Raw genomic sequence first — 12,516 nt, forward strand, 5'->3', positions numbered from 1 at the left:
CTGTGGCCGAGAGCTACCCGACGTTCCTTGCGGGCCAGCGGATCACCGCAAGCCTCCTCCGTTCGGCGCAGCCCCAGTCGCTCCGCAAGACGTCAGACACGCCGCGGTCTGCGACGACGACCCAGACTGCGGACCCGCATGTGCAGATGGACGTGGTAGCGGGCGCCGTGTACACGCTCTGGGGCTGGCTCAAATACGACGCGCTGGCCGCCGCGGACATCACGATCGGCTTCTCCTACCCGACCGGAACCCTCGGCGAGTGGGTGGGTGAGGCGGCCGGTACGACGGTGACGTCCGCGACGGGCGGCGGCGGCACACAACAGGACGCGGTGTCGACGTGGGGCTACAACGTCCGTTTGGAGTCCACGGACATCACGGCCACGCGCACCTATGGCGGGCTCGGGGTGGGGAACACGCTGACCATCCCCGTGTATGCCACATTCCGGATCGGGTCGACGGCCGGAACTCTGGCGCTGACGTGGGCGCAGGCCTCGTCGTCCGCGACTGCGACGACCTTGTACACGGATTCCTGGATCAACGTCCTCCGGACCGCGTGAGGAGCACCCATGGCGAGCTATGTGATCACCGCGAAGAACTCCAGTGCTGAGCCGATGGTGTCGGTGCAGATCTCCGCGATCAGCCAGGAAGGGACGGTTGTCCCGGAGTTGGACGTCGTGAACTCCGTCCGGACGTTCCTGTCCGGCGTGTCCGGGGTCGTGTCGGTGACGGCACAGAAGTACGAGCAGGTCATAACCGTTGTCTGAGCCTGGAGGGCACATGACGCAGCACAAGTACGGGCGCCGCGCCCCCAGCCGACGGCGCGCGATCCCCTTCTCCCGCATCTTCACCGGCAAGGTCCCCGCACACCCGGCCGCAGCCGACTACCTCGCGCGGCTCACCGCCTGGCAGATGCTCGGCAACAACGTCGCAGGCGACTGCGTGGCCGTGACCTGGGCCAACTTCCGGCGCCTGCTCACCGCGGTCTGTGGCGCGGAGAGCTACCCAACGCAGGACCAGACCTGGGCGATCTACAAGACACAGAACCCAGGCTTCGACCCGAACGGCACCGCGGACACGAACGGGCCGGGCAGCGAGCACGACCAGGGCATGGACATCCAGACCCTGCTGGAATACCTCGTCAAGCACGGCGGCCCGGACGGCGTGAAGGCCCTGGGATTCGCCAAGGTTGACCCCACCAACCCCGACGAGGTCAAAGCCGCGATAGCGATCTTCGGCGCAGTGTGGACAGGCATCGTCGTCCAGGCCGCGAACGAGGAGGAGTTCGCCGACAGCGAGCCGTGGGACTACCACCGCAGCTCGCCGGACGAGGGCGGCCACTCCGTCCTCACAGGCGGCTACGGCCCGGCCGGCACAGGACCGCTCGGCGGCGACGAGCGGTTCATCACCTGGGCCGAAGAAACGAGTTTCACCGACCGGTATTGGAGCCGCAAGGTCGAGGAGACCTGGGTCGTGATCTGGCCCGAGCACCTCCAACATCCAGCGTTCCTGGAGGGCATCGACCTCGCGGCTTTCGCCGCCGCGTACACGGCCATCACCGGCCGCCCGTTCCCCGCGGTGGTACCGCCGACCCCGCAGCCGGCGCCAGCAGATCCGGATCTGGCGATGGCGCTCGCCACCCGCACCTGGCTCACGCAGAAGGGGCTCTGACCATGACCGTCAAGGGCGTCGATGTCTCTTCCTACCAGTCGACGATGTACGACACGACCGGCCTCGCGTTCGTCGTCGTCAAGCGGACCGAAGGCGTTGGCTACGTCAACCCCAAGGCCAGCGTGCAGGCCGCCCACGGCCGTGCCGCGGGCCTTCTCGTCGGCCACTACCACTACCCCCACATCCACGACGGCGCGGTAGCAGATGCCGACTACTTCCTCGCCAAGCTCGGCTCCGACCTGCACGCAGGCGACATCCTCGTCCTCGATTGGGAGTGGTACGGGCAGGCAGGCGTTACGGCATCCGAAGCCAACACGTACAAGGATCAGTGGCTGGCCCGCGTGAAGGCCAAGGCTCCCGGCCACAAGGTGGGTCTCTACTCCGACGTCAGCAACTGGAAGCATGTCGATCAGAACAGCAACTGCGGCGACTTCCTGTGGATCGCCACCGGCGGCAAGGCGGCCGGCCAGCCCGGCATCCAGCACCCGTGGACCATCCACCAGTACTCCACCGCAGGTGGCATAGACCACGACGTGGCCAACTTCGCCGACAGGGCGGCGATGCTCGCGTGGGCCAACCCGGAACCGCCCAAGCCGCCGCCCCCAAAGCCGAAGGTTAGTCTCGCGCACGTGGTGGCCGCGGCCCGCAAGGACGTGCCGGCCGCGCAGGGCCACACCACCTACCGGGCCGAGGTGCTGCTGGTGGAGAAGGCGTTGCGGGCCGAGAAGCTCCTCGCCGGGCAGTACGTGGACGGCTCGTTCGGGTCGCTGACGAAGAACGCCTACGCGCGCTGGCAGAAGCGCCTCGGCTACTCGGGGACTGCCGCTGACGGCGTCCCCGGCATGACCAGCCTCAAGAGACTCGGCGCGAAGCACGGCTTCGAGGTGGTCGCGTGACGGCGATTGACTACGACCTGGAATTTCTGGAGGACGGCCGCCACATTGAGCTGATCTCCATCGGCATGGTCTGTGACGACGGCCGCGAGTACTACGCGGTCAACTCCGATGCCCCGTGGGACCGCATCCGAGAGTGCGACTGGCTGGTCCGGAACGTCCTCCCGTCGCTACCGATCACCGGGCGGACCTCGCTGGACAGCTATCTGAAGATGCCGGAGAACAGCTACCCCAAGCCGCTGCTGTCCATGGTCGGCGCGGACACCAAGGACACGCTAGTCAAACCGCGCTGGGTCATCGCCAACGAGGTGCGTGACTTCATCCAGGCTGTCGGGCCGGACGTCGAACTGTGGGCGAACTACGGCGCCTACGACCACGTTGCCCTTGCGCAGCTCTGGGGCCCGATGATCGCGCTCCCGGACGGCGTTCCAATGTTCACCAACGACATCCAGCAGGAACGCGCTCGGCTCGGCCTCCGCTGGGACGAGTTGCCGCAGCAGGAGTCCGGGGAGCACAACGCGCTCGCCGATGCCCGCCACAACCAAACCGTCCGGCGCTGGCTCGCCGAACAGAAAGCGAGAACCTCATGACCGTCAACCTCGACGCCGCGTACTGGCTCGGCCTCGTCACCTCCGTCGTCCTCCCCCTCCTCGTCGGCCTGGTCACCACCCGCGTCACCTCGGCTGGCGTCAAGGCTGTGCTACTGCTGGCTCTGTCCACGCTGAACGGGTTCCTCGTCGAGCTGGCCGGCCCGCACCCGTCCGGGTACAGCGTGGCCACGGCGGCCATCCTCGCCCTCGTCAGCTTCGCGACCGGTGTGCTGGCGCACTTCGGGCTGTGGAAGCCGACCGGGGTGTCCAGGAAGGCGCAGGACAGCCTCGTCACCGCCAGTCCGCGGGAGGCGTAGTGGTGTGCCGTGCGGTCCGGCGGCTGATGCGCATGCTGGGCCGCCGCGGCGCGTTCCTCATCTCCATCGGCACAGTGTGGGGCCTCATCGGCTACGGGCAGGTGACTTCGCCGCCTCCAGACCAGCGTGGCCTGAGGCTGCTGCTGGACCGGGTGCCGTTGGAAGTGTGGGGTTGGCTGTGGATCACGGCTGGGGTGGTGGCGATCGTGTCGGCGTGGCTACCGCAGGGTTCCGACCACTTCGGGTTCCTGGCCTTGTCCTTGATGGTGACGCCGTGGGTCATCTCCTATCTGGTGGCCTGGTGGCAGGGCAACTTTCCGCGGGGGTGGATCGCCGCAGCCCTGTATGGCGGGCTGGCGATCGGAATCATGGTCGTGGCCGGGTGGTCGGAACCGCCGAGGCCCAAGAGAGCGGAGCCGCCGTATGAGCTTTGACAGCATCGCGTCGGTCCTTGGGACCGTCGCGACTGGCGGCCTCGCGGCGTGGGCAGCAAGGTCGGCAAAGCGCACGAAGCGCCAGGAGAACAGGGACGACTTCACCGAGATCAAGAAGGCTCTCAACGAACGTATCGACGACCTCAAGAAGGACATCGTCGGCCAGCAGGTCCAGATTTCGGGCCAGCAGGAGCAGATCACCGGGCAGGGCGCGGCGATCAGTTGGCTTGTGGTGGACCGGCGCAGTCTGGTCGGCTACATCCGCGGTGCCGGCCTAGAGCCGCCGTTGCAGCGGCCGATACCGGAGCGGGCAAGGCCGTACTTGGTGGACAGCATCGACGTGTGAGAACTGGAGTGCGCCCGAGGCCCCGTCCGCAACCAGCGGGCAGGGCCTTCCACTCAGCGCTTGTCGAGCCACTTGCGGACGGACATCCGGTCAACGTGGGCGACGCGCGAGAACCCGGCCTCGCTCAGCTTGCCCTCGGCGACGACGGTCCGGGCAGCCTGCTGCAGAGCGGCGGACGCGGCGGAGATGATGGCGCGCGCGTCGGAGCGCTGCTTGCCGTAGTCGGCGAGAACGTCCTCGATGGGCTCGGTCATAAGGCGGTAGGCGGCAGAGAGGGCGGCGTCACGCTCGGGCTGGTCGTCCGGGTCGGGGTAGCGCTCTTCGATCTCGTTGGCCTGGTCGAGGAGTTCGGTGAGCTGGCTCTCGTTGAGTCCGTGGTCGTCGCCGAGCCAGGCTGCGAGTTCGTAGCGCTGCATGGTGGTCCTCTCCTGGAGCGCCCTTCGCTCCATCTGTAGACCACTCTGCACATCACCTGTAGACATGTCTACAGGGCTACGCGGCCTGCTCGCCCTCAGTCCGGCGCGCGGTCTCATACTGAGCGACGAGCCGCATGTAGTCGGCGTGCTGCTCCCCAGAAAGCGGCACCGCCGGGTGCGCGCGGGGCCCCAGCCAGAACGCGCGGATCTGCGCGTTCAGCTCGGCGGCAGAGCGCACCGAGCCAGTGCTCACGAGATTGGGGGACATGGATCAACCTTACGGGCCTGCACTGTCACGGCACCATCCTGCAGACGGGCACACGAAAAAGGCCCCGCCCCATACCCTGGCAGTGCGACCTGTTCAGAGTGAAGGGGCGAGACCGTGCCATCTGATGCTACCCCCGACCCATACGCCGACCCCCTCGCATTCGGGCAGAGGCTTCAAATCCTCCGCACGCGCCGAGGCCTCACCCGCGACCAGCTCGGTGGCCTCGCCAGCCGCTCGGCGGAGTGGGTCAAGGCCATCGAGAACGGCCGTCTGAAGACTCCTCGCCTGGAGATCATCCTGCGTCTCGCTGAGATCCTCCGTGTCCGGGACCTCGCTGACCTCACCGGAGACCAGTCCGTGCACGTCGACCTGTTCACCGGCCCCGGCCATCCCCGCCTGCCCGCGGTGAAGGCTGCGGTCGATGCCTTCCCGCTCGGCGCCCGGCAGGAGGTGCCGCCGGCCGCGCACCTTCAGGCCCGGCTCGCCCGGGCGTGGTCGGCGCGGCATTCGGCGCCGAACCATCGGGACGTCGTAGGCGGTCTGCTGCCGGACTTGATTCGGGACGCGCAGGCCGCGGTACGAGCATCGGACAGCGGCGCCGAGCGTCGGGCCGCGCACGCGGTGCTCGCCGAGGTGTACAGCCTCAGCCAGTTCTTCGTCGCCTACCAGCCGGATGCCGCCCTACTGTGGCGGGTTGCCGAGCGTGGGCTGATCGCGGCGCAGGAGTCCGAGGACCCGCACGCCATCGGCGTTGCCGCATGGCTGGCCGCGCAGGCCCACCGGGACAGCGGTCCGGCGCATTTCGACGCTGCGGACGAGGTGAACCAGCAGACCCTCGCGTACCTGGAACCGCTGCTGCCGGATGCCCCGGACGGCGTCCTCGCTATCACGGGCGCGTTGACGTTCGAGGCCGGTTACACGGCGGCGCGCCGCGGAGAGACGGGCACAGCGTGGCGGTACTGGGATCAGGCGCGGGAGATGGCTGAGCGGCTACCCGCGGACTATTACCACCCCATTACCAGCTTCTCGCGGGCCATCATGGGCGCCCACGCCGTCACGGTGGCGGTCGAGTTGCACCAGGGCGGCGAGTCCGTCCGGCAGGCCGCGGCCGCGGACGCTGTGACGATCCCGTCCCGGCCTCGGCGGGCCCGGCACCGGATCGAGGAGGCCCGCGGATACCAGTTGGACGGGCAGCCGGATGTGGCGCTGGCGACGCTGGACAAGGCATTCGAGGCTGCCCCGGAGACGATTCGGTACAACGGGTACGCCAAGCGGATTGTGCTGGAGGAGACCGGGGCGAAGAGCCCGTCTCGCAGGCAGCGCGCTTCGGCGCTTGCGGTGAAGCTGGGCCTTCTCGCAGCGTGAGCAAGGGGGTACAGACTGTACCCCTGGCCCTGCTACCAGGCCTCTACGGTCAGTTGCGTGAGACGAAACGCGCTGATCGTGGAGGCCTAACTCATGCCAGGGACAGACCGGTTCATCGTGGAGTGGCTGGCGCGAGCAGCCGACAGCCCACAGCAGGCCTACCGCGAATGGACCGAGCGGGGCGTCGCGCTCCTGCCATGCGGGAACACGTTCGCCGCGGTCCGGATCCCTGCCCCGCTGGTCCACGCCGCCATAGGCACAAACGACCCGACCCGCGTACCTGAGGCACTGGCTGCCACGCTGAACGGCGCCATCCTCCACGACGGTCGCGTCACCTCCCCGTACTACGTGCTCATTCAGCCGCACGCCGGCCTCGTGTGGGACGGGGAGGAAGACACGCCCGCGCTCGGCCCCGAGTCGTACCTTGGCGTGCCGCGGCTGGACTGGCGGGCGCCACCCGGCCCGCACTGGGTAGTCGCGCCCTCCCGCGAGGGCCATATGTGCCGGCCGTCGATCCTGCGGGAGTTCATTGCGCAGGGGCGGCAACGGCTCGCTGACGCCGTGGTGGAGGCGTGATGGACGGCAAGAGCAAGCCCGTGCTGGCGTCCCTGGCGGCTGGTCGGGCGGCCGGGTACTGCTGGGAGCCGTACAAGGACGGCAAGGCCCGCTGTACGCGGTCTCCGCATGCCGACAAGAGGCACGTCGACCACTACACCGGCCGGACGTCCATCACGGACGTCAAGGGCGTCGAGTGGATGTCGCCGTAGTGGCATAGATGTCCAGCGGGCTCTGGGGAGCGTCACCGCTGGCATGGGTCGCCCGGACGGCTATTGAGGGTGGCCTGGGTCCGCCGCCGGAGCCACCCCGTCCCGGCGGCGGGCCTCGATAGCCCTCGGCATGTCGCCCCAATGACGCTCATAGACTTACGCGGTCCCGCCGCCACGAGAGGAAATGATCACAATGCGTCCGGAACGATTCCGCCCGTTCATCCTTGAAGCGCTCGCCAAAGCGCCCGAGGTCCAGAGCATCACCCCCTGGGACGGCCGCCGCACTGGGCTGCACATCACCTTCACGACCGGCGCGCAACTCTGGATCGGTGCGACCTACGCTGGCGCCCCCGGCGAAAAGTACGAGAACCCCGAGGTCCCGATCCACGCAGAGCCTCCAGCTGAGGTCCCCTACCCGGACCTGTACGAGGACGGGAAGGTCTCCCCGGACCGGGCCAAGCGCTACCTGGCAGCCGCGATGGCGAACGCCGGCTGCGACGAGATGGAGAAGGCCTACCCCTACGCCGACACCAGCATGGATCCTGGCTTCGGTGTGATCTTCCACAACGGCGCCAAGGCGTTCTGCCTGTTCGAGGCAACCGCACGCCCTGGCCAGGGGTTGGGCAGCCGGAACGCTGCGCTGCAGGACGCCTTCTAAGTTCTCCCCGCATGCCAGGGCCCGGCCGCGCGGCGGAGTAGCACAGCACCACCCAGTCAGCACCATCACAACGACGTGAAGGAGCACCACATGGAAAAGTGCCTGCACCCCACCGCCCACCGGTTCGACCCGGGGCTCGTCGCGGGCAGCTGCCCGGTCTGCGGGGCTGGTGTCGGTAGCGAGCCCGGCACCCCGACGACGATGCACCAGCGGGCTGGCAGCGGGACGGAGATGTGCCCGGGTAGCGGGCAGCCCGCGCAGTAGCCGCACATGGCTGGCCCCGCTCGTCTGCTGCCCTCGTGGTGGATGGGCGGGGCTTCGTGCTGGCTGGGTCAGCGGACGAGGTCTGCGAGGGGGACGTGTAGGGCGTCGGCGATGAGGAGCAGGTCGGTGAGGTCGGGTGCGGTGAGGGCGTTCTCCCAGCGGCTGATGGTTTTGTGGTCGCGGCCGATGTGTTCCCCGAGGGCGAGTTGGGACAGGCCGGCGTGGCGGCGGGCGGCGCGGATCTGTAAGCCGATTTGGGCGCGGCGTTTGGGTACCCAGGTGGGGAGGGGGTCGTGCACCCGCGCATACTGGAATGATCTTGTCCGAAAGTCTTTACCACCCGTGGTAAATCTCGCAGGGTGGGGTACTAGGTAGATAAATGCAGGACAGCGTGTAGCGGACAGCCATCACAGTGTGCTCAGATAGGCATATGCCAGATCGCACGGCCGTTCGATTTGGCTTGATCTTTGACGTTCCACACAACCCCAAGAGCCCGGCACGGGCGGCCTCCAACGTCGCCCGCGCCGGACAGGCCGTCCGCCTGCCGCAGGTTCGCGGCTCGCCGTGAGCACCCCCCTACGCGCAGGCGGGCGGTCCTATCACACACCCTGCACCCTCGACTCAATTTGTGCACAACGTGTTCAACAACTGCTACGCATCTGCCCGTGTCACATGCCCGGGTGAGATCGTTAGATGAGATGGCCAGGGCGGGGGCTGGTCCCACCCCCCAGGTGGCGCTCCCGTCCTGGTCTGAGCGCCGGCACGAGAAGGCCCCCACGATTTCCTCGTGGGGGCCTTCTCGGCGTTCAGGGTGGGAGAGTGGGAGACGACTGGGAGACGATCAAGGAATCGGGGCGGGATTCAACGAGAGTTTCCGCAACCTAACGGGAGATTCCGCTAGCGCTACCCAGAGATCACATTGCCCGGTCAGCTCGCCGATTCCGCCGCGTGCGGGCTCAGCACGCCCGCCGTGACCAGCGCGATGATGACGATGCCGAGGGCGATGCGGTACCAGACGAACGGCATGAAGCTCTTGTTGGAGATCCACTTCATGAACCACGCGATCACCGCGTATCCCGACACGAACGCGATCACCGTCGCGAACAGGGTCGGCCCCCAGGCCACTTCACCGTTGCCCACCGAGTCCTTGACCTCGAACACGCCTGACGCCAGCACCGCCGGGATGGCCAGCAGGAAGGAGTAACGGGCCGCGGCCTCGCGCCTGTAGCCCATGAAGAGGCCGCCGCTGATGGTGGCGCCGGAGCGGGAGACGCCGGGAATGAGGGCACAGGCCTGGCACAGGCCGAAGATCAGACCGTCCTTCACTCCGAGGTTCTCGAGGGTCTTGCGCTGCTTGGGCGCGCGGTGCTTGCCGCCGGTCTCGTCACGGGCCGCCAGCCGGTCCGCGATGCCGATGACCAGGCCGACGACGACGAGCATCGTGGCGGTGATCCGCAGATCGCGGAACGGCCCCTCGATCTGGTCCTTCAGCGTCACGCCGAGCACACCGATCGGGATCGACCCGACGATCACCAGCCAGCCCATCTGGGCGTCGTGGTCCCGCCGCATGCCCTTGTCGAACAGGGACCGGAACCAGGCCGAGACGATCCGCCCGATGTCCTTGCGGAAGTAGATCAGGACCGCCGCCTCCGTGCCGATCTGGGTGATCGCGGTGAAGGCCGCCCCCGGATCCTTCCAGCCCGAGAAGGCGGCGGTCAGCCGCAGATGGGCGCTGGAGGAGACGGGGAGGAACTCGGTCAGCCCCTGGACGAGTCCGAGGACGAGCGATTCAAACCAAGACATGGAGGTACGACGTCCAAGCGCTGATGGGATACGTGGTGATCATGTGACGGACGCAGCGTATCGGGCTGCGGTGACCGCACGGCCACAGGGGCCGGACGCCCTCCCCGGCAACGGGCACGACCACCACGGGCACAACGGCCTGCCACTCACCCGGACCTCCGCAGGCCTGGGGCGGGGACCGGCCAGAACAGCTAGCGCAGGTGAGGCGGGCCCAGCCGGATGGTGTCGCTGCACACCTGGGTGGGCAGCCGGTGCCCCTTCGCGTCGGTCACGTGCACGAAAGAGCCGTAGTCGCGCTTGGCGGGGTGGGGCGGCACCACGTCGCTGGACGCGTGGTCGTCGCCCGTGATCCAGCAGGTGCCGCTCGCGACGCGGTGCGGCTGGTAGTAGAGCGGGAAGTCGACCGTACGGCCCGGGTTCAGCACCAGCCGGACCGGCTTGGCCTTCTTCTCCGGCTCCGACTGCACGTCCTGCGCCTTGCCGACCCAGGCCTGGAGCCGTGGGTAGCCGTCGAAGGCGCACGGCCGTGCACTTTTGTTCCTGGCGCTGAGCGTGGCCGCCGGTGCGCCTGCCGGTCCGTCGGCCAGGCGGGTCCATTTCCAGCGCAGCTGGGATGATCCGCAGGCGCCGGCGCGGTGGTGGCCCGGACCGCAGGCGGTCAGCCCCAGCACCACCACCAGGCCGAGCATCAGGACCGCTGCTTTTCGCTGTGCCATCACGACATCCCCCCGTGGAGAGGCCCCGTGCCTCCGCGGACGGATAGATGCAGCCTCCACCCGGAAGGTTCCGGCGGACGGCGACCGCTAAGCAGACACGCCCTGGGCGGCCGTCGGGCCGGCGACGGTCCAGCCCGGTGCCTGCGGGTGGGCCGTCAGGTCCTCGTGCCGGACGGGCTCGCCGCAGGCCCGGCAGGTGACCTGCGGGACCAGTTCGTTGCCGCAGCTGTGCTCGATGACCATGGGGAGGTCGGCGCCCTTGCGGAGATGGCGGTCGCCCCACTCCTTGAGGGTCATCAGAACCGGCTCCAGCTCCAGCCCTGCCGGTGTGGGCCGGTACTCGAAGCGCTGCGGACGCTCGCTGTAGGCGTGCTTGGTGAGGATCCCGGCGTCCACGAGCCGGCGCAGCCGGGCGGCCAGGATGTCGCGCGGGGCGCCGATGTTGCGCACCAGCACGTCGAAGCGGCCGTTGCCCAGGCACACCTCCCGCAGGACGAGCAGGGAGTACTTCTCGCCGACCAGGGCGAGGGCGTCGGCGATGGAGCAGGGGCGCGGATCTTTCGTGGCGGCCATGGCGGCCAGTCTAGGAGGTGGTGAGGGAGAGACCCAGGGATGGGTTTGATTTTCCAACTCTAAGAGTTATCGTGAGTTTGGATTTCCTACTCACTGGTAGCACCCGCTCTCTCCGGCTGCTCTCCTCTCGCGCTCGTTCTTCTTTGCGCTCCGTGCGGGCAGCCAGGCGGCCAAGGAGGCTCACAGCATGCGCGACGCAGTCATCGTCGAAGCCGTACGCACGCCCATCGGCAAGGGCAAGCCGAACGGTTCCCTCGCCCACGTCCACCCGGTACAGCTCCTCGCCCACACCCTGCGCACCCTGGTCGAGCGCTCCGGTGTGGACCCGGAGCTGATCGACGACGTCATCGGCGGCACCGTCGACCAGGTCGGCGAGCAGGCCATGAACACCACCCGCTACGCCGTCCTCGCGGCCGGGCTCCCCGAGACGGTCCCGGCGACCACGGTGGACCGCCAGTGCGGCTCCTCCCAGCAGGCCGTGCACTTCGCCGCGCAGGGCGTCATCTCGGGCGCGTACGACCTCGTCGTCGCCTGCGGGGTGGAGTCGATGAGCCGGGTGCCGATGTGGTCGAACGTGCCCGCCGGGAAGGACCCGTTCGGCCCGGGCGTCGCCGAGCGCTACCCGGAGGGCCTGGTCCCGCAGGGCGTCAGCGCCGAACTCATCGCCGCCAAGTGGTCCCTCACCCGCGCGCGGATGGACGAGTTCGCCGTCTCCTCGCACCACAAGGCCGCCGCCGCGTGGCAGGCGGGCCTCTTCGACGCCGAGGTCGCGCCGCTGGACGGGGTCGCCCGCGACGAGTGCGTACGGCCCGGCAGCACCCCGGAGATCCTCGCCGGCCTCAAGCCCGCCTACTACGACGCCGCCTTCGCCGAGCGCTTCCCGCAGATCGAGTGGAACGTCACGGCGGGCAACGCGAGCCCGATCAACGACGGCGCCTCCGCCGTCCTGATCACCTCCAGCGAGATTGCGGCCCGCCTCGGTCTGCGCCCGTTGGCCCGCCTGCACGGTTTCGCCGTGACCGGCTCCGACCCGCTGCTGATGCTCACCGGCGTGATCCCGGCCACCGAGAAGGTCCTGCGCCGGGCGGGCCTGACCCTCGACGACATCGATCTCTTCGAGATCAACGAGGCCTTCTCCAGCGTGGTCCTGGCCTGGCAGCAGGAGACCGGCGCCGATCTCGCCAAGGTCAATGTGCACGGCGGTGCGATCGCCCTCGGCCATCCGCTCGGCGCCAGCGGCACCCGGCTGACCACCACGCTGGTGCACGCGATGCGCGAGCGCGGCGCCCGCTACGCCCTGCAGACCATGTGCGAGGCGGGCGGCCTTGCCAACGCGATGATCCTGGAAGGCGTCTGACGGATCACCGGCCGTTCAGCGGCGATCACTGGCCGGTAAGCGGCGATCACCGGCCGGGCCGCAGCCGGTCTGCGGCCGGTC

20 protein-coding genes are annotated in these 12,516 nt (G+C 68.6%); 14 read left to right on the forward strand and 6 right to left on the reverse strand.

Annotated elements, in window-relative coordinates:
• Positions 1–2: 2 nt before the first annotated feature.
• Genes ACZ7P3_RS12935 through ACZ7P3_RS12970 form a run of 8 tightly spaced genes read left to right on the forward strand, consistent with a single transcriptional unit; the run spans position 3 to position 4,248 of the window.
• Entirely contained in the window at positions 3–557 is a 555-nt protein-coding gene (locus ACZ7P3_RS12935) for a hypothetical protein (protein WP_472080951.1), read from the forward strand.
• A gap of 9 nt (positions 558–566) precedes the next feature.
• Positions 567–764 carry a hypothetical protein gene (locus ACZ7P3_RS12940; protein ID WP_472080952.1) on the forward strand — a complete coding sequence of 66 codons (198 nt, stop codon included), beginning with the start codon at positions 567–569 and terminating at the stop codon, positions 762–764.
• Positions 765–777: 13 nt separating this feature from the next.
• Positions 778–1,668, forward strand: coding sequence for a hypothetical protein (locus ACZ7P3_RS12945; protein WP_472080953.1), 891 nt, complete (start codon positions 778–780; stop codon positions 1,666–1,668).
• A gap of 2 nt (positions 1,669–1,670) precedes the next feature.
• Entirely contained in the window at positions 1,671–2,564 is an 894-nt protein-coding gene (locus ACZ7P3_RS12950; RefSeq protein ID WP_472080954.1) for a GH25 family lysozyme, read from the forward strand.
• Positions 2,561–3,151 carry a 3'-5' exoribonuclease domain-containing protein gene (locus ACZ7P3_RS12955; protein WP_472080955.1) on the forward strand — a complete coding sequence of 197 codons (591 nt, stop codon included), beginning with the start codon at positions 2,561–2,563 and terminating at the stop codon, positions 3,149–3,151. Before ACZ7P3_RS12950 ends, ACZ7P3_RS12955 begins: the two co-directional genes overlap by 4 nt.
• A complete protein-coding gene (locus tag ACZ7P3_RS12960) occupies positions 3,148–3,468 on the forward strand; it encodes a hypothetical protein (RefSeq protein ID WP_472080956.1) in 321 nt (106 codons plus the stop codon). Before ACZ7P3_RS12955 ends, ACZ7P3_RS12960 begins: the two co-directional genes overlap by 4 nt.
• Positions 3,469–3,494: 26 nt before the next feature.
• Entirely contained in the window at positions 3,495–3,902 is a 408-nt protein-coding gene (locus ACZ7P3_RS12965; protein ID WP_472080957.1) for a hypothetical protein, read from the forward strand.
• Positions 3,892–4,248, forward strand: a complete 357-nt coding sequence (locus ACZ7P3_RS12970) for a hypothetical protein (protein ID WP_472080958.1) — start codon at positions 3,892–3,894, stop codon at positions 4,246–4,248. Before ACZ7P3_RS12965 ends, ACZ7P3_RS12970 begins: the two co-directional genes overlap by 11 nt.
• A gap of 53 nt (positions 4,249–4,301) precedes the next feature.
• Here the strand turns inward: ACZ7P3_RS12970 and ACZ7P3_RS12975 are convergent, their stop codons facing one another.
• Both ACZ7P3_RS12975 and ACZ7P3_RS12980 read right to left on the reverse strand, forming a co-directional pair.
• Positions 4,302–4,664, reverse strand: coding sequence for a hypothetical protein (locus ACZ7P3_RS12975; RefSeq protein WP_472080959.1), 363 nt, complete (start codon positions 4,662–4,664; stop codon positions 4,302–4,304).
• 76 nt (positions 4,665–4,740) lie between these two features.
• Positions 4,741–4,932, reverse strand: a complete 192-nt coding sequence (locus tag ACZ7P3_RS12980) for a hypothetical protein (RefSeq protein WP_472080960.1) — start codon at positions 4,930–4,932, stop codon at positions 4,741–4,743.
• 114 nt (positions 4,933–5,046) lie between these two features.
• On the opposite strand from ACZ7P3_RS12980, the gene ACZ7P3_RS12985 reads away from it, so the two are divergent.
• The 5 genes from ACZ7P3_RS12985 to ACZ7P3_RS13005 all read left to right on the forward strand — a co-directional run bounded on the left by ACZ7P3_RS12985 (position 5,047) and on the right by ACZ7P3_RS13005 (position 7,986).
• Positions 5,047–6,297: a helix-turn-helix domain-containing protein gene (locus tag ACZ7P3_RS12985; RefSeq protein WP_472080961.1), complete on the forward strand. Its 1,251-nt coding sequence runs from the start codon at positions 5,047–5,049 to the stop codon at positions 6,295–6,297.
• Between the two features lie 93 nt (positions 6,298–6,390).
• Positions 6,391–6,873 carry a hypothetical protein gene (locus ACZ7P3_RS12990; protein ID WP_472080962.1) on the forward strand — a complete coding sequence of 161 codons (483 nt, stop codon included), beginning with the start codon at positions 6,391–6,393 and terminating at the stop codon, positions 6,871–6,873.
• On the forward strand, positions 6,873–7,064 hold the full coding sequence (locus ACZ7P3_RS12995) for a hypothetical protein (protein ID WP_472080963.1): 192 nt from the start codon (positions 6,873–6,875) through the stop codon (positions 7,062–7,064). Before ACZ7P3_RS12990 ends, ACZ7P3_RS12995 begins: the two co-directional genes overlap by 1 nt.
• Before the next feature lie 193 nt (positions 7,065–7,257).
• Positions 7,258–7,722 carry a hypothetical protein gene (locus ACZ7P3_RS13000; protein WP_472080964.1) on the forward strand — a complete coding sequence of 155 codons (465 nt, stop codon included), beginning with the start codon at positions 7,258–7,260 and terminating at the stop codon, positions 7,720–7,722.
• Positions 7,723–7,812: 90 nt separating this feature from the next.
• Positions 7,813–7,986 carry a hypothetical protein gene (locus ACZ7P3_RS13005; protein ID WP_472080965.1) on the forward strand — a complete coding sequence of 58 codons (174 nt, stop codon included), beginning with the start codon at positions 7,813–7,815 and terminating at the stop codon, positions 7,984–7,986.
• Positions 7,987–8,054: 68 nt separating this feature from the next.
• On the opposite strand, the gene ACZ7P3_RS13010 is transcribed toward ACZ7P3_RS13005, so the two are convergent.
• From ACZ7P3_RS13010 to ACZ7P3_RS13025, 4 genes are all read right to left on the reverse strand, one after another.
• Positions 8,055–8,285: a helix-turn-helix domain-containing protein gene (locus tag ACZ7P3_RS13010; protein WP_472080966.1), complete on the reverse strand. Its 231-nt coding sequence runs from the start codon at positions 8,283–8,285 to the stop codon at positions 8,055–8,057.
• 628 nt (positions 8,286–8,913) lie between these two features.
• Positions 8,914–9,789: an undecaprenyl-diphosphate phosphatase gene (locus tag ACZ7P3_RS13015; protein WP_472080967.1), complete on the reverse strand. Its 876-nt coding sequence runs from the start codon at positions 9,787–9,789 to the stop codon at positions 8,914–8,916.
• Positions 9,790–9,980: 191 nt separating this feature from the next.
• Complete coding sequence (locus ACZ7P3_RS13020; protein WP_472080968.1) at positions 9,981–10,505, reverse strand: DUF4232 domain-containing protein; 525 nt, start codon at positions 10,503–10,505, stop codon at positions 9,981–9,983.
• An 87-nt stretch (positions 10,506–10,592) separates the two neighbouring features.
• Positions 10,593–11,078, reverse strand: coding sequence for a winged helix-turn-helix transcriptional regulator (locus ACZ7P3_RS13025; protein ID WP_472080969.1), 486 nt, complete (start codon positions 11,076–11,078; stop codon positions 10,593–10,595).
• Between the two features lie 187 nt (positions 11,079–11,265).
• On the opposite strand from ACZ7P3_RS13025, the gene ACZ7P3_RS13030 reads away from it, so the two are divergent.
• Positions 11,266–12,435: a thiolase family protein gene (locus ACZ7P3_RS13030; RefSeq protein ID WP_472080970.1), complete on the forward strand. Its 1,170-nt coding sequence runs from the start codon at positions 11,266–11,268 to the stop codon at positions 12,433–12,435.
• The last annotated feature ends 81 nt before the right edge of the window (positions 12,436–12,516 follow it).

It is taken from the genome of Streptomyces sp. NPDC107581 (assembly GCF_055657175.1).